This window comes from Mesorhizobium sp. M0047 (genome assembly GCF_040323315.1).
Lineage (GTDB): Bacteria > Pseudomonadota > Alphaproteobacteria > Rhizobiales > Rhizobiaceae > Mesorhizobium.
On sequence record NZ_JAMYUW010000005.1, the window covers coordinates 108008 to 132785 of the forward strand.

The following is a 24778-nucleotide window of genomic DNA, read 5'->3' on the forward strand; positions in this document are numbered from 1 at the left end:
TTTTCAGCGCCGCGTCATACGCGCCATCACCGCCGCAGCACGCAGGCCGTTCTCCGAGGCAAGTTCGCAGACGGCGGTTGGACCGGGTGCATAGCCCTTGATAAGACTGTCTGCCGCCAGCATCAGCGCCAGGGCGCCGCCAGCAGCGCCAACATCGCCGATGGTCATGGCCGGAAAAGCGGTGGGCAGCGCCTCGCGGCGCGTGCGGTAAAAGCGTGGCCGGGTGATCAACTGCTCCCAGCCGCTGTAGCGCTCGCCGTTGCCGTTGCTGATGACGAAGTCGATATCGGGTTCGGAGGGGCCCGATCCGTTCACCGCATCGCGCAGGGCCCCGAGCAGGGCGCGACCCTGGCTGTAACGTTCGGAGAGAACACTGTCTTGCTCCTGGGCGAACCCCACGCCATGGATTGCCGCATGGACGCGTGCCTTTCCTTCCGGATTTTGGGTTACCCGAACAAAGGCTGCTGCCTCGCCCGGAACTAAGCCTTGTGCGTTGTCTGCTCCTTTGAGGCGCCCCGCGCCCCGCAGTCGAGCGAAATCCGTGTCATTGACGAGACTGTCGACCCCACCGAGCAGAACCTGCCCTATACCTTGCTGCTCCATCATTTCCACGGCGCGTTCAAGTAGGCCGATGCTTGCTGCCGCGCCGCCGTCAATCGCGCGTGACGCAACATGGAATCTCTGCCCGGTCGCCGACATCACCGCCGTCAAGAAATCTGGGGGCGCAATGTCTCCATAGGCCGGATGATTGCGAAAGCTTTCGGGCGGGGTTAGCAGGATTGCGGTTGTGTCGGACAGGGACGTCCCGCTACGCAGCGCCTCGCCAATAGCACGCGCGGCCATATTGACCAGCCATTGGCCATCACTGCGGCGCAATCGCGAGTGAGCACGGACTCGTGCAACGATCTGTGTTGCGCCCAAAGGGTCGTTGAGTATCATTTCCTCGAAGGCGGAGAGACCTGCCCTGATGGCTGCGACCGTTTGTGGCGCATTAAGTCCGGCGGGCGTCACCGCTCCGAACCCCGCGATATAGAGCGGCCGCTTCAAGGGAGCCACACGGGGCGGTCGCGCAATGTGCCGTCGCCTCCGAGCGGAGAATAATATTGCTTATCCTTTCGTCTGGCCAGCAGAAGTGCTGGCGTGACATGACCGAATACTATTTCACGCAAAGCCGGGGCATTCCGGCGCGTCACAAAGGACAGTCGCGCTTTCAGCGTTAAACGCCAAAGGTCCGGTTCGATGATCAGAGTGTCTGGTGCGAAGGCGCGCTCTTCTACCCTGTCGTCATAGATCAATCTCACGGGCGCGATTATCCGTGGCAAGCGAAAGCTCCAACGCGCCGTTGGCGTGAGGCCGACCAACGACACCTCATCACCGCCGACAAGCCGTGGCAGGTGCTGGTCGGCGGGCGTGCAGAGATGATGTCGTGGATCGAAATCCCTTGGTGGCAAAGGCCATTGTGTTTCGATCCATGCTTGGTCGTAAGTGCCTGCATAGGCTATCCTTGGCTGCCAGCCACGCCCGATCGCTCCAAACCCCGCCGGCGTCGGCCGATCGCCGGGTCTGAGATATGGTTCGCCCGGATAAGTAATGTTGGGAGCCTGTGTCTTGACGGCGGGATCGGCGGAAACCGCGTGATGGAACCCCACGCCGACCGGATTGCGTTGTTCGACCCTACCATCAGGCACGGTGCCGCCATACGCGCGCTCATAGATGACTGGCATGGTCCTGAAAGGATGTGGCGAGCTGTAGCTGCCGGAATCGTAGATGCGATCGCCGGCAACGTTCAGCACTTTGCGAATACTGCCGATATTCAGGCCAACTTGCATCTCGCGCACCGGTTTGCCGTTCGGAGCATAGGCTGTACCGTTGACGATCACTTCCGCGGCTGGCTTGACCGGAGAGATGTCGGCCTCGTATCGATTCGACGAACGGACCGGGTCGCCAAACGGCACGTCGCCGAACGCAACGGGCATCTGTTCGTCCGCGGGGCGAAGCTCCCTATCTTGCTTCGGCGTCTCGAAGCTCGCCGAAAACATTGCCACCAGCACCTCCTGACCCTCGGCATCGGGTTGCACGTGGAGCGCTGCAGCAAAAGGCGTGCGGTTTTCGAGCCAGACGGCGGGCGGCATCGTTCAGCACCAACTACCTTTCTCATCCAGGCCAATTGGCCAATAGGGCATGGCGGTCAGCACGAGAATGGCGCGCTTGTGTCTGGCCCTGTCGAGCGTCGCCAGCAGGAAATCTTCGGGAAGCATCGCCGCTTCCGGCGGCAGCTTGGCGGCTTCTTGAGCGCAAGCCAGCCAATAGGTGCGCACGACCGATACGACGGTCTCGTGCGCTGCGGGACCGGCCGGCCATCCGGCATAGGCTTTGCGTGCCGCCTCCCGCAGATTCTCGCCGTCCTCCGCGTGATTGTCGACGATGTCGCGCCACCATTCGATGGCCTGCTCAGTCATGCCCGCTAGTTCGTCGAGGTAGAGCTTGTGCAATGGAATAAGAGCAGGCTGGCAAGCAAGGTGCACGGGCGTATCGACATAGTCCGGCATGGTGCCGCGTACATCCTTCGGCGCATGGTGCAGCCGTCGCCAGCCGCGCTCGACATCGTGCAAGATGAAATCGGTGTCAGCCATTTCCGACCTCTCTCTCGACCAGGAGATAATCCTCCAGCCCCACGGGAATGAACATGAACTGACGGAAATGTGCATAGAGGTCTGGACGCTCCTCCCGCAGCCGTTCGATCAGGACTTGGTATGGCTCCGATGGCCGCTCGTCGTACTCGTCGTCATCGTCATCCTCATCGTCGTCGTCCTTTCCCCAATCTTCCTCGGAGGGTTCCTGCTCATCTTCCAGTTCCTCCTCGCGATCCAGGCGTTCAATGAGGATGGCAAGCTTGAGGAAATGCTTCCGGAAGATCTGGATCATCACTGGATGCGACCCTGTCTGGCTCGGCCAGATATCATCAACGCTGAAGCCCTTTGCAGTGTATTTCCGGCTTGCTTTCAACCGCTCGAACCACAGAACTACAGCGGGTAGTGCGGCTTCCACGTCCGCGACATACTCCTCGAAAATCCGATCGAAGTCGCCACCTGATGTCATCGCTATATTCCAAGCTTCGTGAGCAGTGCCGTCGTATCCGCCGTGGTGACGCTGCCGCCTTGAGTGTTTGAGCACGCAGCGCATTGCGGCTGAACGGACTTGTTGTCTTTTTTCCATTTCTCAAAAATCGCCGGGTTGCGGCAGCCGCCCAGTTCCTTCCAAACGACGGACTGCGGGGGCTGATGGTCAGCTACCCAACGTTTGCCACGGTTATAGCGGCGACCGCTGCTCTTGAAGAAGCCGGTATTGATCGATTTCTGGCACGACCAACAGGCCGCGCGTCCGCGTACATGCGCCCGCTGCTTCTTCGTGGTCTTCGTTTCGGGAGGATCTTCTTTGCCCGGCGGGCATCCCTTGCCCGCGTCGGCTAGCATCGTGGCAAATTCCGGCCGCTGCAGGTTCTCGATGACTTTGACATAAGTGCAGATAATGTTGGGCGGAGTCGACATGCAGTTCTGGATGGCAAGGTCGCTGTGGCGCCCCACACCCTTCCCCTCGACCTTCACCGTGAAAGACCAAAGCGTGCACGATGCCTTACCCTTCGTCTTGTGTGTCACGACGCCTCCGCCCTGCGTGCCGGCCTCGTTGCCCGAGCTGGTCGATACCTCGGAAATGTTTTCCAGCGCGGTCGGATTGCCGTCAATCTTGACGCTCTTGCTTCCCTTGGTCAGATCGCTAGCCGACATGTTGTTCACATAGGGTACGGGCACCGGCCCCGTTGGCGGTGGCGGCGGAGACAGACAAACGTCAATCGGGGCGGTCCCGGTGCCCCCGCTACCTTTGTGGAAGAAACCGTTGCCTTCTGCAAAGACCGTGCAGCTCATTGCTCCGACACCTCTGTCACGGCTCTTGCGGCTCTCATCGCTGGCAAGCCATTCGCGGCAAGATCATGGATGTCGACAAAGCTGAATTCGTAGATCTCCCAGTCGTCGCACCAGAAGGCGAGCACCTGCGCATCGCCTTGTGATGCTGGCGGCGCAAGCGCGGCAAGCTTTTCGCTCATTCTTGCAATCGTCCAGGAATCCTCGACAGCGCCCTTGATGAAACCCACGATCGCATCGAACCACGGATCGCCGGGGTCGGGCGGCGGACCCAGCCGCACGACCGCGAACGGATAGCGGCGGCCGACGCGATCCTCGCTCATGCGCCAGGCGCCGGCACAGGCCTGGTCGCCGAAAATTCCGGCCTGGACGATGAAGCGCCAGGCTCGCGGATCGAGTTCACCCCCATCGGGCCGCGCCAGCAATTCCATCGACATCCAGCGGTCCCAGCGCTCAATGAATGTCCGCGGTAGGTTCGCGACGACGAAATCTCCGGTCGCCGGGATTTTGCCGTAAAAGCCAGGCAGGATCATATCTGCGGTGGACATGAGAATTTCTTGAACATTTGCAGGTTGTAGGGGTTTTCGACGCTTGCCGCCTTGAGCTCGAAATCGGCCCACATTCCCTTCGTGCCCAGGCGTAGGCTGTAGACATCAGTCAGCGAAGTGCCTGCGAAACGGCCGCTACGCAGCATTCTCAGCCAGGCCCAGCTGCCGGTCTCGTTGAGGAGGATTTCGGGCGATCCGTCGATCGGCTGGAAGGCGAGTGAGATGACCCCGGTTCCGTCTTTGCCGGGCCATGTCATTGGTTGCGGCCGTGTTGCGTTGTTGTAGTAGACGAGGCTCTGGCCATCGAGATTAAGCGTGACGCGCGTGACGTTTGGAGATAGGTCCTTCGGTTCGAGCGTGAAGCTCATCACCGGTCCGGTCCCACCGGGAAACAGATCGTCGCGGATGTGTCTGGCCTGCTCGAACGCCGCCAGCGCCGAAGCATCGAGGCCGAAATCGGCGCGCCATTTCCATGGTTGGCTGGTCATGTCGACATAATTGATCAGGTGGTCGTTGATGAAACCGTCGATCAGCCCGGCCGGTCCGAACAGCCTGGCGAAATCCCGCACATTGACGTCCACTGCGCTGTCGGCGCTGAAGGGATAGCGGTCGTTCAGCGCAGCCTGGCAGAAAGGCAGTATGTCCGCCCGCCAGATGGCGTTTAGCTCCGAAGTGACCGCCTTCTGGGTCAAGTTGCTGGTGTCACCGGCAATTCCGCCGAGCCAGCTGTTGATGGGATCGGGCAGGATCTGTGCCTGCCTGGCGACCGCGCCCGTCAGCTCGGCGAGGCCGCCTTGCTTCTTGATGGCATCCTGCGGATTGGGGTTCGCCGTGACCGTCTGCAGCACGTTCGAAAGCGCGGTCAGCGCGACGACTGCGGCATCCAGTGCCGGCGGCTGACCGTCAACCTCGGCAATGGTGCTCTTGAGCGGCTTGAAATGTTCGGCCACCAGATTGCCGGTAAGGTCGACCTCGCTTGCCGACCCGGCGCGGGGAAGCAGTTTCGCACCGCTTGTCGCCAGCTTGCCGAGCTTGCCAAGCTTGCCGAGCAGTTTGGAAGCGCCCTTGGCTGCCGTCTTGTCGTCGGCCGGCGCCTCATCGGAGCGCGTCAACTCGGTCTCCTGAACGACCGCGGTCAGCAGCCGCTTCAGGGCTGAATCGGCACTCGAGAGATCCTTCAGATTTTCACTGGCGACATTGAGATCGGGCAACGGTGCGAGCCTCATGTCGCGCAAGTAGCTGTCCCATTGCGCGATATAGTCGTCGTAATAGAGCTTCAGGATATCCTCGGACAGCGCCGAGACCGAGGTTTCGGAATTTTCCGAGCAGCCGCCGGCGAAAACCGCGCGATCGAGCGCCGCCTGAGCGGCGACATCGTCGATGCGGTCGAGAATGACGTCGTGGAAGCCGGCATAAGTGAAGGCTCCGGAAATGCCGACGCGAAGTGTCTTGGCGGAACGCCGCGCAAACACTTTGCCGCCATTGGGGCCGGCAAAATTCGCCGGTATCCATTCCTTGAGCTCCGCCACTGCCGGATCCGCCAGCAACTGCTTGTAGGCACGCGCCGGCAATGAAATCGTGCACACCGTTTTCAGCGCTTCGGCAACCAGGGCCTGGTCGGGCGCGACATAGCTCTCGTCGACCGTCATCCGGCGGATGGCGGCAAGCTGATGCTCTTCGGCATCGGCGGTCGGAAATGGTGCCGCGGCCGCGAATTCGGGCAAGCTGTTCACCCACCAGTTCTGGGCGAAATCGGGATCCATCTGCGACAGACCCGTCATCATGCGATAGGTCTTGAGAGCGCCGAGCATGAAATCCGGATCGCGGATCTGCCGCCACATGGTGGCCTCGAGCAGGGCGACCATGCGTGGCTCGAGAACATTGCGCAGGGCATGGTGATACGTGTCGGTCTGTGCCCGCACCATTTCTGCCGAGGCCGATGGCCCCAGAAGGTCCTGGGCGGCGCCGGGCGGGGCTGTTCGGGCATTCGCGACTGCGTCCATCGCATTGAGCGCAGTGTCCATGGCCGGCTGCTCCACCGATGCCTGCGTTGCGGCAGCCGAGGTCAGCGGCATCTGCAGCGCTTCGAACTGGCCTGCCTGGGCAGAGATCGCATTGCGGTTGTCGTAATAGGACCAGGTGAACACCGCACTGGCCAAGAGCCCCGCTGCCGCACATCCAGCCGCCGCACCCCGCCAGATCCAGGCGCGGCGCCGTTGCGCCAGCGGATCGAATGTACCCAGGCCCGCTTCCTTGAAGATGACCTCGGTGAGCAGGTTCTTCAGGAAGAAGCTGCGTTTCTCGATCCTTGACGCGGGCAGGGCCCGGCGTGGCGGAAGGCCAAAGGAAGAAGACAGCGCCGCGGTCAGCCGGTCGATCGGCGCTCCTTCCTGCGTTGCCGACGTCAGATAGAGCCCGCGCAGCCAGGCAGCCTCTTCATACCGGCTTTCACCGAACATCGCCTCGATCAGCACCTGGATCGGTTCGGACAGACTCGCGAGTTGAGCCGGGAACCGGAAAATCTCGGCACGGGCGGCGAGTTTCTCTTCATCCTCCAGGCGTGGCACAAGCCGCCGCTCGAGTTGCGTCGCCAGCGTCGAAATCTCCCGTTCGACTGTCTTGGCGTCCACGCGCGCATCCAGCGGGAAAGTCGTTCCCCATACCTGCTCGCGCGCGGCGGTGGACAGACCGCCGAAGAACGGTTCGAAACCCTTGATCAGATCGGCCTTGGTCAGCATCAGATAGACTGGAAGGCGGATTTCGAGGCGGTCGTTGAGCTCGGCCAACCGGCGGCGGATCTTGCGGCCGTGTGCCTTGATGGCTTCATCGCCCTCCGAAAGCACGTCGATCGAAAGCGCGACGATCACGCCGTTAAGCGCGCGGCGGCCCCGGTGCTTCTTCAAAAGGTCGAGGAAGCCTAGCCATTCCGCCGCGTCGACGTCGGGCTGGCTCTCCTGCTGGACATAGCGGCCGGCGGTGTCGATCAGAACCGCGTGTTCGGAAAAGAACCAGTCGCAGTTGCGCGTGCCGCCGACCCCCTGCAGGTCGTCGGTGAGGTCGATCGGAAAGTTCAGTCCAGACTGCCGCAACGCCGTGGTCTTGCCGGTGGCCGGCGGCCCGACAATCACATACCAGGGCATTTCGCGCAGAAACTTTCGTCCGCCCAGCTTGCGGCGCTTCAGCTCGGCCATCACCTCGGCGAATTTGGCACCGACGGCCGCAACATTCTCTTCGCCGGGGCTGAGCGGCTTTTCCACCACTGGCGCGGCAATCTCGGCGACGAACATGCGGTTGGCGCGGATCGCCCGGCGCTGGGCAACGATCAGCCAGATCAGCCAGAAGATGACCAGCAGCGCGATGATGACGATGCGCACGTTATCAGAGGCGAACGGTTCGTAGGGACCGACCCTGACGATCGGACCGAACACCCAGATGACCAGGGAAAGCAGAGTGAGGCCGATCAGCGTCCACAGCCAGCGCGCTGTCAGGACCGCCCAGAGGAAGCGCAGGATGAACATCTCACAACCTCTTTTCGACGAGCACCTCGACGCGGCGGTTCAAGGCCCGCCCCTCGCGCGTGCTGTCGGTGGCGACTGGATCGGTTGCCGCGCGGCCCTCGGAATGGACGCGGTCCCGTGGCACTCCGTTCTGGACCAGCATATCGGCAATCGTCTGGGCGCGAGCCTCGGACAGTCGCTGGTTGGTCGACAGCGGATTGGTCTTTTGCAGCGGAACGCTGTCTGTGTGACCGACCACGGTGATGTTTCCGATAAGCTCCTGATTGGCGAGGATCACCTTGGCAAGTGACCCGATCAGCGGTTCGAAGCCTTCGGTCAGTTGTGGCCTCGACGACTGGAACAGTTCGGGGTTGGAGCCCTGGATGATCAGCTTGGCCAGCGAAACGCTCTCGGTGCCGCTGAGGGCGGATCTGAGGTCGGCCGGCGCCCCGGCCTGAAATTCCGGCAAGAGCGCAAAATCCACTTTCTCCGGAGGTGGGGCGTCCACCTTGGGCGACGTGCGGCTGATGTCGCCGCGTGCAGGCGGGGGCAAGGCGCGCACAAGTGCGGACAGCTCGACCGCCTGGCTGCTCAGGCCCATCGAGAGCCCGACATGGATTGCCGTGGCGACAACCGCCGCGCCGAGCGCCATGACCCAGATCGGAACAATGAAGCGCTGCGGCTCGTCGGATGCGATCACGCCTTTCCAGTTTGGCGACAGTGGAGCGCCTTCGGCGTCGGCATCGCGCAGGAAGCGTGCCGCCGCCACGCGAACGGCATTGAGCGAGCGGTCGCCTGACCGGCCGGGCACACGGTATTTGCCGCGGAAGCCGAGCGCCATGCAGTCGTACTGCAGTTCCAGCAATTCGCGATCGCGGTTGGGATGGCGCTCAAGTTCGTCGAGACGCGTGAAGAACTGCGTGCCGGCATCGACATCGCCGCGCAGCATGACCACAAGCGGCTGCCGCGGCCAGGCGCTGGCACCGCCCCATGGCGTGTTCAGGGCCAGATCGTCGAGCAAGGCCGCCACCACCCAGGCCGCCTGGTCGGCGCGCTCCATCGAAGATCCCGCCGACATAGCCGTATCGCGCGCCCGAACCAGTTCTTCGAGCAATCGGGTGCGCAAAGCTTCCGGATTGTCCGGCGCCAGCGCGCTTTCAAGCTCGGGAGCGAATTCGAGCAAGGGCGCGAATGCGTTGACGAGTGCGTTCGGATGGGTGCGGGACCGTTTCACCACCGCGCCGGGCAAGAGTGGCGCCATCGGCCGCGGCATCGGCGCGCCGGTCAATCGAATGCGAGTGCGTTCGCGATCCTCCGACAGTCCGAAAGGATCATCGCGGCTCATGATCTCACCTGTTCACCGAGTAACAGTCCACCTGCGGCTCGCTTGGCAACACGCCCGAAACGCCGATGACGAAGCCGGGGGCATCGAGCAGCGACGCCCAGTGCTCACTTTTCTGGTCCAGCTCGAGACATAACCGATCGCCATCGTAAGGAATCTCGCGCGGCTGGGAATGGAGTGGTTTCAGCGGAATGCCGGGTAAACGCGATTTCCACAGACCCTCGAACTGGTCGGCCGAGCCGACGGTCGCCTGATTGACGAATATCTTGCGCAGCGCGTCCTCCGACAGCTCCGAACCAACCCGGATGACGATCCGGCTGGCCACCAGCAGCTTCGGATTGTCGATGCGGATTTTCCAGACATTGGTCGAATGCCGCATGACCGGCAGTGCACGCGATTTCGGCTCGATGTAACGCAGGCTGAGGATGAGCGAGCGCAGCGCATCCGCCAGAGCCATGTATGCGGGCCCCGGGGCCATATGATCGTAGGCGGGCAACTCGCCCAGCCGCCGCGCGCTCGATCCGTAGGTCGCCATCGAACCGGCGAGCCCGGCAAGTTCCAGGTAAAGCTCGGCTGGATGGAAGACATCCTGCGCCAGCATGTGGGCCAGCCGCGGACGCGCCGCATTGGCGAGATTGAGCATCAGCAGATCTTCGACGCTGCGCCCAGGCCCACCCATGACCATCTTGCCATGCGCTTCGGCGATCTGGTCTAGGCCGGTGACAACTTCCAGCAGCAATTGTCGGTACCAAGCCACAGCGCCGGTAACCAATGTTGGTGGCAGGAAGGTCTCGTCCAGGGAGACGCCGCCATCAGCTCGAACCCCCTTGAGGTCGGCTATCGGCAAGGCTGTATAGCCACCGACCGACTTGCCGGGCGCCAGCAGCAGCGCTTGCGGACGGGCGATTTCGATTTCTTCAGGATCTGATCCGCCCTGGACGGCGTCACGCACCGAAACGATCCGTCCATGATATCGCGCTCCCGAGGCGGCGGCGTGCGCCGGATCGAAGCCGACACCGCCCGGAGGCTCCAGCGGCAAGGCGATCAGCACCGGTCCGGCGCCCGTGTCCGGGGTGACCGGCAGCGGTCGCGGCGCGTCCATCATGTCTGGAATGGAAAAAGGCGTCCCATCCGGAAAGATGCCCCGTGCGGACAGTATCGAAATCTGGCCGGCCTCCAGCGATGCCTGGTCAAGCGTCAGCTGTTGAAAGCCGAACGTATGCAATTGCCCGGCCTGCAATGCGCCGCGCACCGTCGCCTCGAAAAAGCGATCCTGCTGCTGGAAATGCTGGGTCCGCAGGAAAAGCCCTTCGGACCATAGCACCCTGTTTGCATCGCTCATGCCGCTACTCTCTGCATTGAGCTCCCCTTGCCCTGGCCGCTAGGCGGAAATGCCGCCGCTGCCAAGCGTGACATTGATCGTGAATTTTGATCCAGGCGATACCGACTTGGTTGTCCGCCAGTTCCTGCCGCCAGGCTCGCGGATCAGTGCAACGAAGCCCAGCGCCGTCGCGTCCGGCTCGACAGTGATGGTTTTGGACGCGGATTTTCCCGGCCCGACGGAAATCTGATCGGATCCGATGAGATCGCCTGCCAGCGCCGTGCCAGCATCCCCCTGCAGCGCGAAATAGTCGGCGGAATTGAATTTGCCGGTGCTTTTCAGCCGCATCACGAGAACCGTCACCGGCCGGTCGCCGCCACCTGGCCCCGGGTTCATGCCGGCGCCGCCGGTCATGTTGACAGTGATCACCGATGGTTTTGGCGGACCACTCTGGCAAGCCGCAAGCAGCCCTGTCGCGCCCAGGGCAACGACAAATTCCCGTCGATCGATCATGTCTCACTCCTCCTCATATGCATCTCGAAAATCAGCGCCGATTTCACCAAGGAAGCTTTTTTCCGCGCTCTCAGCGATTTCGCGATGGCGTTTCTGGTAAAGCTCCCACAGCTTGGCGCTCCGCCCACCCGAGAGCAGGGTGCCGATCGCGGAATTCGATTTCAGCTCTTCCTCGATCGCTGCCGGGTCAAAACGGTCGATCATCCGCCGCAAGGCGGCCTGTATGCCTCGCCAGGCGCGCACGTGATGTTGCGCAAGATCGCGAACCGCATCGGCGATTGCCGCTTCGCCGGCGAGAAATCCGGGGCTGCGATCAGCGATGAGCGTCACGATGGCGTCATCGACCGTCGGCAGGAACTTGAGCGGATTGACTTCGGAGGGCCCGACCATGGTCTGGGCGACGCGCGCGTTTCCCTTTTCCTCAGCCCGCTTGCGCAGAAGCTGCATCAGGCCTTCCATCATCAGCCGGTATTCGCGACCAAACTTCTCCATTTCCGCGATGCTGTCGCGTCCGGGAAACTCGGCTTCCTCGACACCCATACCGTGCAGGAACGCGGCGCGAAGCGCCATCTCCTCCGGCTGCGCCGCTGCTGGCGGGCGGGCGGCTTTGGGAGCAGCGCCCACACGTGGTGGAGGAGGGGCATCCGCCGGCTGCACCGGCAAATCCCAGGGATTGGCGGATTGGGATGGATTGGCGATGCGCTCGCGCTGTCCGGTCGAACTGGCGCCGTTCGCCGAACTGGGCGCCGCGGCTGGTCCGAAACCAAAATCATCATTGAAATGGGACGGCTTTCCAGGAGTGGCTTCGGCTCCGCGGCTGGGGGACGGCACCGGGTCGAGGCTGAATGGGTCCACCTGGCTCGTCGCGCCGCCCGGTTCGCGATAAGGGGCGGGATTTTTCGACACGGGCGTTGAAACCGGATCGAGGCTGAACGGGTCATCGAAACCGGGCGAGTTGCGCTGGTCGGAGTTGGCACGTTCGAATGCGCCAGGAACCGGCTGCTCGAACGGGTTCGGCAGATCGGCCGGACGTGGCCGTCGCGGCTCTTCCTCGACCTTGGCGGAAAAGAAGTCATCGCGGCCGATGCTCACCGGCGCCCGGGACGCCGGCGGCGCGCGTTCAGGAACCGGCTGGCCGGCTGCGGGTGCTTGAGTGGCTGGCGTTTGCAGGTCGACATGGACGATGTAGTCGCCAAGTCTCAGCCGCATGCCGCTTTGAAGGCGCGTCGACTTACCGGCACCAAGCGGGCTGTCGGAGTCGTTTATGAACAATCCGCTGCTCGACGTGTCGGTGACAAAATATCCATCTCGCCCGCCAGAGATCTTGCAATGCGCTCGCGAAACGAACATGTCGGGATCGTTGATCTGCCAGCCCGCGTCCGCGCTGCGGCCGATCACCAGCTCGCCCTCGTCCAGCCGGGTCTGCCGTACCGCCTGGGTGCGTGGCCCTTGTTCCAGCGTCAGCAGCAGACTCATGCCGCGACCCCCGCCATTTCCGGCCGCCATCCGACGATTGTCCGCAGCCGCATGTCGTCAGCATCGCCCCTTTCAGCGGGTCGCGCAAGCCAGGCGGTCCGCCCGAGCTGAACCGATCCGACACGGGGCGGCGGCACAGCTTCACGCGCAAGCACGATGCGCAGGTCGACGTCGAGCGATTCCCCGACCATGTCGCGAACCGCCTGCTTGAACAGTTTGAGCCGCTGGCCACCAGGCAGGAACGCCTTGAACTCCTCGTACCCCAACGGGCCGACACGCAGTTCAATCCTGCTTTGGCGGCTGAAAACGCGCGGGCCGATCGTCGCCCCCTTGCCGAGCCCCGCAAAGGCCTTTGCAAGACGGGTCTGGAGGCCGGTTGGTACTGTTACCCAGGCGGCGATGAATTCCTTGATCTGTACCGGCACCTTGAACGCTTCCGCCAGGAACAGCGTCAGCCGTTCCGGGCCGTCGACCTGATTGGCGAGCGAAGCCGCCTGGCGAAGTTTCACCGTATCGAGATCGGGGTCCTGGGTGCCGGGAAGTCCGATCCCGGCCATGGCTTCAAGCATGGCGCGAATGCGCCCGCCGACCGCGCGTTCGATCTGTACGGCCGGATGCGCATCCGCCCACGCCCGATAGTAGAGGGCGATCATACGGTGCTGCAGAATGTTGACGAAGTCCACGAACGTCGTGTCGCTGGTCAGTTGCGCATCGGCGCCGGCGAACCAGCGTTGCGACAGGCGGTCGAGCACCCAGCGCGTCAGATGCAGCGGCATTGGACCCTCGGGTCCCAACAGACCGAGATTTGCCACCGTGACCCGGGCCGGCGCCCTGCCGCTGGCTTCGCGGAATTGAACCAGATCCCGTGCAGAAAAGGCGAGGCGAACATGCTGGCCAAGCCGTGCCGGCTCACGGTCAGGGCGGCCGGAATGGCCGAACAGACCGCTCCGTTGTTCGAGACGGCGCAGCAGTTCGAAAAAGTCGAACGTCTCGGATAAAACTTCGGCCCGGTTCGGGTCGGGCTTGTCTAGATCAGGTAGCGATTGCCGGGCGTCATCGGCCATAGCACATCCTCCTGCTTCTGCAGCAGCCGCGTGCGGGTTCGCACGAAGCCGTTTATCCCGGCGTGACGGGCAAACAGCCGCGCCAGCAAGGCCGAAAGCAGCAAGGTGCTTTGGCCGGCCAGGACCGATTGATCAACATGCAACGTCACTTCGGTACCGCGTCCGAAGCACATCGGCCCATCGATTTGCAGACGTTCGACGACCGGCTGCGAGTCGATACGCACGATCGAATGCACATTGCGGGCAAGGCTCGGATCGCCGCGATCGGCATAGAGGTCGAGCAGCGCATGCAGGGGGTCGATGCCGCGGCCTTCTTTGGCAAGACTGAGAAAGTTGAGCGCGAGCTGCGCCACCAGCCGCCAGGCGAGATCGTCGGCCCGCGATTCACCGTCGGCCCCAGCCGGCAGTGCCGCGGGGATAGCTGGCTGCGGCGGACGCAGCGCGCCAAGAAGCCTTACAGTTTCGACCGGGTCGCCGGCCTCTAGCGTCAAGGTCGGATTGTCATCGAGGATCGGCAGATCACGATTGGTGCAAAGGGCCATGACGTCGAGACGCTTCAGCGGCCGGGTCGTCGGGCTTGCGAGCGGCCGGGATACGGCCAGGAAAACGTCATCCCCGGTGTAGGACGTGCGGGTCAGGCCGTCGCGGCGCTCCTCTTCCGTCGCCCGGCGTGGGCGCCGCTCGATTGAATAAACCCAGCCACTACCGCGGTTCTGACCCAGGCTGAAGAGTTCGGGGATTTCGGCGTCGTTGCCTTCACTGTCGGCGTCCTCGACGCGGATGACCCGATAGATTTCGAAGTCACGCGCCCGCGTCCGGTCCGCATGCAACACCTGCCGCGTCTTGCGCGCATCGACTTCGACGACGTTGCACTCGCGTTCGAACAGATTGATGATCGGCGTGGCGAAAAGTTCGAAGTCCGCCGGCGTCAGATCGGCCAACTCAGGCGCCGCGCGTCTGAACAGGAAGATGATCTCAAGCCCGGCCGCGCATTTGCGCACGATGGGCTGCAGCCCCGAAAGCCGCGCATAGTGAAAGCGTTCGGGCATCATGAAGTATTCGCGCAGCAGGCGGTACCCTTCGAATGTCGCGCGCGTGCGCGGCATCAAGGCTTCGTCGTCGCTGATGCCGACCATTGCGGGTACCGGCAAGGCCGACAACGGGTTGGTCTTGCCTTCGGGTCGTGCGCCGGCAGCCGTGCAGGCGCCGAAGATCGCGTCGAACAGCAGCGGCGCCTTGGTGCGCCCGGCAAAATAGAGGTCGAGTCGGTCGAGCGCCAGTTCGTCGAGCTTGCCTTTTCCGGTCCGGGCCAGCGTGATGCGGAGCGCCGCCTCGCCGCCGACGCCGCCGATCGGCCCTATGCCGGCCATCGCCATCGCACTGCGATCCTGAAAATAGCTGACCGAAGTAATCCCTATCGGCCACAGGGTCATTTCTTGCGCGGTAGAGAAAGTGCAGCGTGTCGACAGGCCGGACTGCAGGCTGGAAACCAGCCGCGTGTTGCGCTTGACGACGTGGCCGGCGAGCATGGTCTGGACCTGCTGGCCGGGTCTCAACACCACCATCGCCGTCGCCGGCGCCGGCGTGACCAGATCGGGATAGAGGACATCGAGGACGCTGCGGGAAAATCGCGAGCGCTCGGCGTCGATCTTCAGCCGGGTGCGCGCGGCGAGGAAGGCGACGCCGTCCAGCAGCCGCTCGACATATGGGTCCGGACACGGGACCGTGTCGAGGGAAAGGTTGCGCGCCACTGCTGGATGCATGTCGGCGAATTCCGCTGCGAGGCCACGGATATGGGTCAGTTCCTCCTCGTAATATTCGACGAAGACTCGATCCATCTCAGGCGTCCCTAATTTCGGTCCGCGCCAGGCCGTTATCGAGATTGATCGTGGTGCGCAGGCGCATGCGTTCGGGCGTCGGCGTCATGATCAGCACGGCGTCTATCTCGATCTTCAGGCCAACGGTTTTGTCGCCGAGCGTGACCGTAACCTTTGTTGCGTTTTCCTTCAGGCGAGGCTCGAAGGTGGCGAGCACGGTGCGGATCTCACGCGCCAGCACGTCGCGATCGAAATCGCGGGACGAGCGGCCCGAGAAGGAAGGTACGCCATAATTGACCACGCTTCGGCGGACCTCCGGAAAATCGGCAAGCGAAGGGGGATTGTCCGAAACCTGTTCATTTTCCAGATCGGAAAGAAGCGGCGTGGCCTCGAAGCGCTCCGTGTTGAAGAGCGCCTCGATGTCACGTCGTACCGCTTCCCTGAGCACTCGGGCCGATACCACCACGCCACGGCTTTCGATCTCGACGCGGTGCTGGGTCTGAAAGGCCAATCGATGCAGACGGCGTTTCTGATCCGGTGTCAGTTCCGTATCGGCGTCGATGGCCCGCGTGCTGCCGGCAACGAGTGTGTCGAGGCGGTCCGCGCCAAGCTCGTCGAGCAGGAAATGGCGCAGCCCTTCTATTTCCGAGGTCAGACCCGGCAGGTCATTGACGAGGCGATCCCAAAGCGATGGCTGGACGGCTTCGCTTTTCGCCCGCAAGCTACCGGTGGTCTGCCGCTTGCCCGCGCCGGGCTGCCGAACCTCACTTGCCGACATAGACATCCATTTCGGCTTCATCGTTGCCGTCATAGACGAACTTGATCTTCTTGTAGGCGAAGCTGACTTCTTCCTGGATCAGGTCTTCCTCATCCTCGGCCTGCGACATGTCGTATTCCATGACGAAGGCGTCATTCAGTGTGATGACCAGATAATCCTTACTTTCGCCATCGATGGTCCGGCGCGCCGAAAACACCACTTCATCAAGGGCCTTGTTGTCGAACAACGCCTTTTTCAGATAGGGCGAGGATTTGTCGTAGTGTTTGGTGAACTTGATCATGCCCATGTTCACGCGGCCACGGCGTGAGATCGAATTCGGATCATAGGGGGCGACCATCTTGTAGTCGACGCCATGAATTTCGATCTCATCTTCGTGCCCGTCGCGGGTGCTGGGGCCTTTGATATCGGGAACCTTCAGAAAGCCATCAATCTTTGTAGTCGTGGGCATTGTGTTTCTCCACCGCGTTCAAAAACCAGGATGTTGTTGCTGCAAATCAAGTCTTAACGGACGGTAGTTCCGACACCAGTCGGAGCGAGGCGTTGATGCCCTCCAACTGGTAATGCGGGCGCAAATAGAAGCGGGCATTGTAGTAGCCCGGCCGCCCCTCCACGCTGTCCACCTGAACCTCGGCGGCGGCAAGCGGGCGCTTGGCGCGCGCCTTGTCGTCGGCAAAGGCCGGGTTGGCCAGCACGTATCGGTTGATCCACTCGGTCAACCAGATCTGCATGTCGGAACGCTCCTTGAACGAGCCGACCTTGTCGCGCGCGATGGCCTTGAGGTAGTGCGCAAAGCGCGAGACCGGGAACAGGTAGGGCAGGTTGGCGCTCAGCCGCTCGTTGGACTGCGCATCGGGATCGACCAGCCGCCCCGCTCGCGTCTCGTCGTCCTGCAGCGAGTGGGCCCCGATGAAGGCCGCGAGATCGGTATTCTTCCGGTGCAGGATGGGCATCAGGCCAAGCTTGGCCAGTTCCGCCTCGCGCCGGTCGTCGATGGCGACTTCCGTCGGACATTTCATCGCGATAGAGCCATCATCGGTCGGGAAGCTGTGTACCGGCAGGTTGAGCACCGTGCCGCCATTCTCGACGCCGCGGATCTGCGTGCCCCAGCCAAACAGCTTGTGGCTGCGGTTGATGTTGACGCCCATCGGGAAGGCGGCGTTCATCCAGACATATTTGTTGTGGTCGCCCTGCACCTCTTCCTCGAAGGTGAAGCCCTTCACCGGAACGGTATCGGTGCCGTAGGGCAGCCGCGCCAGGACGCGGGGCATGGTCAGGCCGATGTAGCGAGCGTCCTCACTCTCGCGCAACGACTGCCACGAGGCATAGGCCGGGTTGGAGACGATCTGCTGCAGATCTTGCGGGTTCGGCAATTCCTGCCAGCTGTCCATGCGGAACAGGCGCGGCGAGGCCGCCGCGATGAACGGCGTGTGCGCCGAAGCGCAGATGCCCGAGATGTTGCGCAGCAGGCCGACGTCGCGCGGGTGGTTGGAAAACTCATAGGCGCCAATCACGCAGCCGATCGGCTCGCCGCCCAGCATCGAATACTCGTCTGTATAGACTTTCTTGAAGATCGGGCTCTGATCCCACATCTGGCCTTCATAGTCTTCAAGCGTATCGGCCAGCTGTTCCTTGGAAATGTTCATCACCCGGATCTTCAGCTTCTGATCCGTCTCGGTGTTGTTGACAAGATACCAGAGGCCACGCCATGTGCCTTCCATTTCACGCACTTCCGGCGCGTGCAGGATCTCGTTGACCTGGGTCGTCAGCATCTTGTCGATGCCGGCGATCAGCGATTTGATCGACTTGATCGCATTGGACGAGATGGTCGTGGTGTCGGAACGGGACTGCGCCGCGAGCGCGAGATTGCGCACGAGTTGCTGCAGCTTCTCGCTGTCGTCCTTCTTGACCTTGAAATCCTTCTCGAGGAGTCCGCTGAATTCTCCAAGGTCTATGGCCTCGGCCTCGGCGGCGACTGCGGCGGTCTTTTGCTGTTCGGCCATGATTTATTCCCCAACCTTGTCGTCATCCGACAGTGCCTGGTTGGCGATCTTGCCAAGCAGCGGTTCGTTGTTCAGAAGCTGCGCGATGCGTTTTTCGGCATCGACGCGGCCGTCCATGAAGCCGAGCAATTCCTCGAGCTGACGACGCATCTTGAGGATCTCGGCCAGTTGCGGAACTTGCTCGGCGATCTTGTCCGGGGCGAAATCACCCATCTTGCTGAAGGTGAGATCGAGCGCCAGTTCTTCGTCGCGCTCCTGGCCTTCGGCCTGTGGCAGGGTATTCTTCACCCGGGCTTTGACGCGGGGCCCGAGCGCCTCCATGAATTTTGGGAAGCGGTTTGCGTCGGTCTCGACAAAGGAGCGGTCCAGCACCGACTTTGACGCTTCCTTGGTTTGCGAAGCACCGGCAAGGTCGGCCATCACGCCCATGACAAACGGCAGTTCGATCGTCGTCGGGCTGCCGTAGGTTTCCACATCGTAGGCGATCTGCACTCGCGGCGCGCGGTTTCGTTCGATGACCTTCGCTTTGCTTTCGGCTGGCATGTGTTGTTACCTTTCATCCTTCTGAGCCGTCTTCTTGGCATCGGGAACGCCGGCAAGCAGCCTGAATTCCTTCAGCCCAGACGGGGCGAGATCTTCCATCAGTTCAACGAAATCCATATGCACCATCCGGCGTACGCGCCGAGCCAGGTGCGGAATCGGGCTCGACGGTTCGGTGCGGTCATAGAAGGCGACGACGAGGTCGAGGCATTTCACCACGTCGTCGCGCGAGGAGATCCGGTCGGGAAGCCCCGTGCTCGGCTCCGCGTAGCTTGCCATACTTGCCATCGCATCGGCTCCATGACCGTTTCGAGCAGGCGTTGCCGGTTCCGCCGGCATCGGCGTGGCCGCGCCATTCGTCACCGCGCCGGCTGCCGAATTCCGTTCGAGTGTCGTCAGCAAACGCTGCAGGAACCGTTTTAAGTCCGGAACGGGAGCGCCGCCGCCGCCGAGACGAGCGTTGAGCGCGGCCTCGACCGCATCGAGTGCCGCGATCGTTGCCCGGGCGTCAGCGATGAGCTGGAGCATCTCCGCATTGGCCTGATCAATCTGGGCCGCACATCCGGCACGCACCCGATTCAGGAGTTGTGCGTGCGCACTGACCAGCGCGGCCTTCTCCGCCGCATTCAACCCCGAGGCGGCCTCCTGGAGCATGACACGGTCGTCGAGCGCACCCTTTTCCAGATCCTTGCCCTGAATCGGGCCGATCGCGCGCGGCGCGAAGAACGTCATTCGCCGCAGGTTCGCCAACAACCCGTCCTGACCATTCTGCAGGTCGAGCAGCGCATTGATACGGCGCAGGGCGGCATCGCGTGGCGAAGCGTTGGGCCGCAGTGCCGGATGCATGGTTTCCCAATGCTGATCGAAAGTCTGCGCAATGAGAGTCAGACCTTGCGCCAGCCCGGCCAGCCCTTCTTCATTGGCCAACGCGCGCGTGACGATGACGAGCAGGCGCAGGTCCCGACCATGCGCGCGCAACTCCTCCGCCTTTGCGAGCACCGCAGGCCAGTCGACCGGAATGGTGCTTTGCGAGGCAGCCTTGTTGTTGCCGTCGTGGACGACTTTGATCTGGGCTTCCGTCAGGCGCTCCAGCTCATGAAAAGCTGGGTCGTTGCGCAAATCTTCCCCGGACGGATTCTCACCGTCGAGCGAAGTAAGCCAGAGTGCGAGATCAATCACACCAACCCCCAGCGAAGGCCCTCAAACCAGATGTGACCCGACGTTATCACACCGCTGCACTTTACCACAATTCAACGACTGCTCAAAAATTAACAGAAGCTAAATGCAACCGCCTCCGAATGCTGACATCCGTAGCATGATTGCCGATCCTGCATGAGAAATGTATCGCGCAAGGGCCCAATTCCGTGATTGTTTGCAGCCGGCGGTGCAGGACGTCCATAAACGCAATAAGCTGGCTGGACCGGTCTTCGAGACCTCGTCCATCACGCACTTTGTCAAGTGGCGGCTTATGTGGCAGGTTATCGGCTGGCAGATTGCAGGAGCACGTTCGATGGAACAGCGCCGGTCGTCGCAGAGCTTCAAGCGCAAGGAACTGGTCGGCAAGCTCAATCCTGTCGGTGTGCGAGCCTTCAAGGCCGCCGCCGACACCGCCAAGCTGCGCGGCAATCCTTACGTCGAACTCGTCCACTTCATCGAGCAACTTGTGCTTTCCGACCGCTCGGATGTGCAGATGATAATCGCCGATGCGGGACTGGATGCGAGCCGGCTCACAGCCGACATGACCCGCGCCGTCGACAAGCTGCCATATGGCGCAACGTCGATCGAGGAATTTTCCGACCATATCTTTCATGCCATCCAGGAAGCCTGGAACCTGGCAACGCTGGAATTCGGCGTCGAGGAAGTCCGTAGCGCACATGTTCTCCTTGCCTGCCTAAAGACGCCGGTGCTGGAAGGCCTGCTGTCGAAGATCAGCGGCGAGTTTGACAAGGTCGACGCCGCCGCGGTCATCCAGCGCTTTGCCGACGTAACTGAAGGGTCGCTCGAAGCCGGGGCTGCGCCGTCCGCTACCGCCGCCGAGACCCCGCCGAAGCGGGCACTGGGCGGGGATTCGGCGCTGGCGAAATACGCCACCGACCTGACCCAGCGCGCCCGTGACGGCAAGATCGATCCGGTCGTCGGCCGCGATCCGGAGATCAGGCAGATCGTCGATATCCTGATGCGACGCCGGCAAAACAACCCGATCCTGACCGGCGAGGCCGGGGTCGGCAAGACGGCGGTCGTCGAGGGCTTTGCCTTGCGTATCGCTGAGGGCGACGTGCCGCCCACGCTGCGGGATGTCAGCGTGCGCATGCTCGATGTCGGATTGATGCAGGCGGGTGCAAGCGTAAAGGGTGAGTTCGAAAAACGGCTGAAGGCAGTCATCGATGAGGTCCAATCATCCGAAACGCCGGTCATCCTGTTTATCGACGAGGCCCACACGCTGATCGGCGCCGGCGGCGCGGCTGGAACTGGCGACGCGGCCAATCTCCTGAAACCGGCGCTGGCGCGCGGTGAGCTCCGCACAATCGCGGCAACGACCTGGGCCGAATACAAGCAGCACATCGAAAAAGACCCCGCGCTGACCCGCCGTTTCCAGGTAGTAAAGATCGACGAGCCGTCGGAGGCGGTGGCCGTTCTCATGTTGCGCGGGGTGGCCGGCGTTCTGGAGCAGCACCACAAGGTGCAGATACTCGACGAGGCGATCGAGGCGGCGGTTGGCCTGTCGCATCGCTACATCCCGGCACGGCAACTGCCGGACAAAGCGGTAAGCCTTCTCGATACCGCTTGCGCCCGTGTCGCCATATCGCAGCACGCCACGCCGGCCGAGGTCGAAGATATCACGCGCCGCCGGCAGGCGCTGGAGGTCGAGCGCGGCATCATCGGTCGCGAGGCCGCGATCGGCATCGAGGTGGCTGAGCGGCAGGCACGGGTCGACAACGGGCTTGCCGAAAACGAAGTCAAGCTGGCCGCCGCGCAGCAACGTTGGGATCGCGAAAAGGCACTTGTTGCCGAAATTCTCGAATTGCGCGCCAGGTTGCGCGGCGAAGGCGTACAGCTCGATGCGGTAGAGACACCGCAGACGAATGTCGAAACGGCAGGCGCCAACGCAGTTGAAGCTCAGCCGCCCAAGACCGAAACGCCTGAGATGAAAACAGGCCGGGCTGACGTGGAGACACCGGCGACTGCCGCTGCCCCTTCATCCGATCCGGCCGCCGATCTCGCCCGGTTGCGCGAACTGATGACTGAACTGGCCGAGGCGCAAGGCGAGACTCCGCTGATCCTGCCATCGGTCGACCGCAACGCCGTGGCCGCCGTGGTCCAGGACTGGACGGGCATTCCGACCGGACGGATGCTGTCGAGCCAGACCGAGAAGGCGCTTAAGCTCGCAGCCACTCTGTCCGAGCGCGTGGTCGGGCAGGATCACGCCATGGAGATGATCGCCAAGCGCGTGCAGACCAGCCGCGCCGGGCTCGGCGCGCCGGAAAAGCCAGTCGGCGTGTTCCTGCTTTGCGGCCCCTCGGGTGTAGGCAAGACCGAAACTGCATTGGCGTTGGCCGAAACGCTCTATGGTGGTGAGCAGAACCTGATCTCGATCAACATGTCCGAGTTCCAGGAGGCACATACGGTCTCTACCTTGAAGGGCGCTCCGCCCGGATATGTTGGCTACGGCAAGGGCGGCATCCTGACCGAGGCGGTTCGCCGCAAACCTTATTCGGTGATCCTGCTCGACGAGGTGGAGAAGGCGCATCCCGACGTGCACGAAATCTTCTTCCAGGTTTTCGACAAGGGGATGATGGACGACAGCGAGGGCCGCCGGATCGACTTCAAGAACACGCTGATCCTGCTCACCTCCAATGTCGGCTCGGAGGTCATCATGGACCGCACCAAAAATGGCACGCTGCGGGCCGGGCTCGAAGATCTGGACACCGCGTTGCGCAGCCCGTTGCTGAAGGTCTTCCCGGCGGCCTTCCTCGGCCGGGTGGTGACCATTCCTTATTATCCGCTCTCGGATTCGATGATCGAAGCAATCACCCGTCACCAGTTCGGCAAGATCGCACGCCGGCTGCGAGCAACCAACGATGCGGAATTGGTGATCGGCGACGGTGTCATCGATCTGGTCAAGGCCCGCTGCACCGAGATCGAATCCGGCGGCCGGATGATCGATGCCATCCTCACCAACACGCTCCTGCCGGAACTCAGCCGCGGCGTGCTGAACCGCTCGCTCGAGGGCGAAAAGATGACAAAAGTAACCGTCGGCGCCTCCAAGGAGGGCTTCACGTATTCCTTCGAATAAGAATGTTGATGACGATTTGCTTCGGCGTCTCTTGCATAGGCAGGCCGAGCCAGCCGGCTCGACCATCTTTGAAGGCATGGGAGACCTGCCTACCGCTCCATCTCGCGCCAAAGGGCGAGTTTGTGTGGCGTGATTGACCTACTGACGGTACTTTTCGCACCGCAATAGTGATGACGTCGAGACGCTTCAGTGTGCAAAAATTGCCCGATTGGTCCCGATAGTTGGTAAAACCTTGGAACATTTTTTGCGGCGATTTTCCCTTTAAAAACAAAAGACCATGACGAGGAGGCCCTCGAACGGACTTCCCAGATCGCATGGCGCCGCGTGGCCACCTTCATTCACCTGCCGGCGATCACCGCGAGCAATGCTACCCAGCAAATGGTGCCGATCGAACCGGCATTGCTTCAAGCCTCGCTGGAGCTGGACGAGAGACAATCATGAGAACCACAACCCTGATCCATCGCAACACACGCCCAGTCCGCCGCGAAGGCGCAACGCATCTCTTCGCCGTCGGACAGGCTGTCCGGCTGAAGAGCGGCATCGGCGCGTAAGGGTTAGGAGCTGGTAGGGGCTTTCGAGCACCGGCCAAGCGGACCAAAAATCCGCTGCCAGAACAAGCCAACAGGCTGGCCGCCCGGACTCAAGGTGCGATCGTGGAAGTGTCCCGATGGCAAGGCCGCCGGCGCGACCGCAGGCCAGGTGTTCTTTACACGGCCAGGCGAGCCGGGAACATTATTTCCCGCCAATGCGTTTCAAGATCCTGCAAGGGACGATTTGTTTTGGAGGCTGAATATGCGCGGCTTCGAATTGATCGATCTGCTTTACGTGGTCGAGGGTTGCAAGCGCGATCGAGTGGTCGGAAGTTTCGTGTCGATGGCCGAAGGCGTGGAAGAGTTGCGTGTGCTAACCGGCGATTTCGTGTCTCCGGATGATCTGATGGCAAATGCACTCTCAACAGTAGCGCTTGCGCGAGGCTGCTCGGTTTTATTCGATGAACAGGCAGGCTGAAATCGCTCAAGGCCGCCCCTCCGTCAACCCGATGCTCCATCTCACGTAGCAGCACATCCTTTTGCCGCAATAGGTCTTCGGTGCGGCCGAGGAGTTCTTCCTTTTCGCGCTCGATGACACGCCGCGCCGTTATGTCGTTGAAGGCGAGCAGGATGGTGACGGCCGAATTGTGGTCGTAAAGCACCTTTCGCGCGTTGAGCAGCATCGTGCGCTGGCCGATGTTGGGGAAATCATACTCGACCTCGAAGCCGTCCATGGCAGTCTTCTCAGGGATGATCGTCTCCAGGAGCAGGCGCAGTGCCGGAATATCCCACTGGCCGTCGCCTAACGCAGGGCGCCGTGTGTCTCTTCGGGGTCGACCTTGAAGATCTGATAGAAGGAGCGGCTGGCCGCCAGCACACGAAACTTTTCGTCGAGGACGAGGAACGGTTCGGCAATAGTGTTGACGATGGCCTGCGCCAGCGTCTGCGCGTCCTCGATATTCTCAATGGGGCGGAACAAGCTCAAAGCCGATCTGAAGGCGCCTTCGCCTCCTCTTCGGCCACTTGTTACACACTTGCCACTTCGTGTCGTGAATTGAATCGAACCAGCGCGTCACGACAACGTGCCAGTCGGACTGTTCGGTCGGAACCTGCAAGCGCGTAAAGCTGCTACGTTGCG

General features: G+C 62.1%; 20 protein-coding genes and 1 pseudogene. 2 read left to right on the plus strand and 19 right to left on the minus strand.

Annotated elements, in window-relative coordinates; translation table 11 throughout:
• Positions 1-3 precede the first annotated feature (3 nt).
• The 18 genes from NKJ89_RS06560 to tssA are packed head-to-tail and all read right to left on the minus strand — an operon-like array spanning position 4 to position 19995.
• Entirely contained in the window at positions 4-1047 is a 1044-nt protein-coding gene (locus NKJ89_RS06560) for a hypothetical protein (RefSeq protein WP_352600942.1), read from the minus strand.
• Positions 1044-2132, minus strand: coding sequence for a DUF2169 family type VI secretion system accessory protein (locus NKJ89_RS06565; protein WP_352600944.1), 1089 nt, complete (start codon positions 2130-2132; stop codon positions 1044-1046). Before NKJ89_RS06565 ends, NKJ89_RS06560 begins: the two co-directional genes overlap by 4 nt.
• Before the next feature lie 3 nt (positions 2133-2135).
• A complete protein-coding gene (locus NKJ89_RS06570) occupies positions 2136-2633 on the minus strand; it encodes a hypothetical protein (RefSeq protein ID WP_352600946.1) in 498 nt (165 codons plus the stop codon).
• Positions 2626-3099, minus strand: coding sequence for a hypothetical protein (locus NKJ89_RS06575; protein ID WP_352600948.1), 474 nt, complete (start codon positions 3097-3099; stop codon positions 2626-2628). Before NKJ89_RS06575 ends, NKJ89_RS06570 begins: the two co-directional genes overlap by 8 nt.
• 2 nt (positions 3100-3101) lie before the next feature.
• Positions 3102-3923, minus strand: coding sequence for a DUF4150 domain-containing protein (locus NKJ89_RS06580; protein WP_352600950.1), 822 nt, complete (start codon positions 3921-3923; stop codon positions 3102-3104).
• On the minus strand, positions 3920-4468 hold the full coding sequence (tagF, locus tag NKJ89_RS06585; protein ID WP_352600952.1) for a type VI secretion system-associated protein TagF: 549 nt from the start codon (positions 4466-4468) through the stop codon (positions 3920-3922). The genes NKJ89_RS06580 and tagF overlap by 4 nt, the downstream gene beginning before the upstream one ends.
• Positions 4450-7986 carry a type VI secretion system membrane subunit TssM gene (tssM, locus tag NKJ89_RS06590; protein WP_352600954.1) on the minus strand — a complete coding sequence of 1179 codons (3537 nt, stop codon included), beginning with the start codon at positions 7984-7986 and terminating at the stop codon, positions 4450-4452. Before tssM ends, tagF begins: the two co-directional genes overlap by 19 nt.
• Before the next feature lies 1 nt (position 7987).
• Positions 7988-9310: a type IVB secretion system protein IcmH/DotU gene (gene icmH, locus NKJ89_RS06595; RefSeq protein ID WP_352600956.1), complete on the minus strand. Its 1323-nt coding sequence runs from the start codon at positions 9308-9310 to the stop codon at positions 7988-7990.
• Between the two features lie 4 nt (positions 9311-9314).
• Entirely contained in the window at positions 9315-10649 is a 1335-nt protein-coding gene (tssK, locus tag NKJ89_RS06600) for a type VI secretion system baseplate subunit TssK (RefSeq protein WP_352600958.1), read from the minus strand.
• 39 nt (positions 10650-10688) lie between these two features.
• Positions 10689-11141 carry a type VI secretion system lipoprotein TssJ gene (tssJ, locus tag NKJ89_RS06605; protein WP_023758852.1) on the minus strand — a complete coding sequence of 151 codons (453 nt, stop codon included), beginning with the start codon at positions 11139-11141 and terminating at the stop codon, positions 10689-10691.
• Between the two features lie 3 nt (positions 11142-11144).
• Positions 11145-12617, minus strand: a complete 1473-nt coding sequence (gene tagH / locus NKJ89_RS06610; protein ID WP_352600960.1) for a type VI secretion system-associated FHA domain protein TagH — start codon at positions 12615-12617, stop codon at positions 11145-11147.
• Positions 12614-13681 carry a type VI secretion system baseplate subunit TssG gene (gene tssG / locus NKJ89_RS06615; protein ID WP_352600962.1) on the minus strand — a complete coding sequence of 356 codons (1068 nt, stop codon included), beginning with the start codon at positions 13679-13681 and terminating at the stop codon, positions 12614-12616. Before tssG ends, tagH begins: the two co-directional genes overlap by 4 nt.
• The gene (tssF, locus tag NKJ89_RS06620) at positions 13645-15519 is read right to left on the minus strand and encodes a type VI secretion system baseplate subunit TssF (RefSeq protein ID WP_352600964.1); all 1875 of its coding nucleotides are present in this window, start codon (positions 15517-15519) and stop codon (positions 13645-13647) included. The genes tssG and tssF overlap by 37 nt, the downstream gene beginning before the upstream one ends.
• 1 nt (position 15520) lies before the next feature.
• Entirely contained in the window at positions 15521-16276 is a 756-nt protein-coding gene (tssE, locus tag NKJ89_RS06625) for a type VI secretion system baseplate subunit TssE (RefSeq protein ID WP_352601149.1), read from the minus strand.
• A complete protein-coding gene (locus tag NKJ89_RS06630) occupies positions 16263-16724 on the minus strand; it encodes an Hcp family type VI secretion system effector (protein ID WP_023758847.1) in 462 nt (153 codons plus the stop codon). The genes tssE and NKJ89_RS06630 overlap by 14 nt, the downstream gene beginning before the upstream one ends.
• Positions 16725-16770: 46 nt before the next feature.
• Positions 16771-18276: a type VI secretion system contractile sheath large subunit gene (tssC, locus tag NKJ89_RS06635; RefSeq protein ID WP_023758846.1), complete on the minus strand. Its 1506-nt coding sequence runs from the start codon at positions 18274-18276 to the stop codon at positions 16771-16773.
• 3 nt (positions 18277-18279) lie between these two features.
• Entirely contained in the window at positions 18280-18819 is a 540-nt protein-coding gene (gene tssB / locus NKJ89_RS06640) for a type VI secretion system contractile sheath small subunit (protein WP_023758845.1), read from the minus strand.
• A 6-nt stretch (positions 18820-18825) separates the two neighbouring features.
• Complete coding sequence (tssA, locus tag NKJ89_RS06645) at positions 18826-19995, minus strand: type VI secretion system protein TssA (RefSeq protein WP_352600966.1); 1170 nt, start codon at positions 19993-19995, stop codon at positions 18826-18828.
• 331 nt (positions 19996-20326) lie between these two features.
• On the opposite strand from tssA, the gene tssH reads away from it, so the two are divergent.
• Together tssH and NKJ89_RS06655 are read left to right on the plus strand one after the other, a co-directional pair.
• Positions 20327-23110, plus strand: a complete 2784-nt coding sequence (tssH, locus tag NKJ89_RS06650; protein WP_352600968.1) for a type VI secretion system ATPase TssH — start codon at positions 20327-20329, stop codon at positions 23108-23110.
• A 792-nt stretch (positions 23111-23902) separates the two neighbouring features.
• Positions 23903-24118 carry a hypothetical protein gene (locus tag NKJ89_RS06655; protein WP_023758840.1) on the plus strand — a complete coding sequence of 72 codons (216 nt, stop codon included), beginning with the start codon at positions 23903-23905 and terminating at the stop codon, positions 24116-24118.
• A gap of 25 nt (positions 24119-24143) precedes the next feature.
• On the opposite strand, the pseudogene NKJ89_RS06660 reads toward NKJ89_RS06655, so the two are convergent.
• Positions 24144-24619 (minus strand): annotated as a pseudogene (locus NKJ89_RS06660) (histidine kinase); the annotation flags it as partial.
• Positions 24620-24778: the final 159 nt, after the last annotated feature.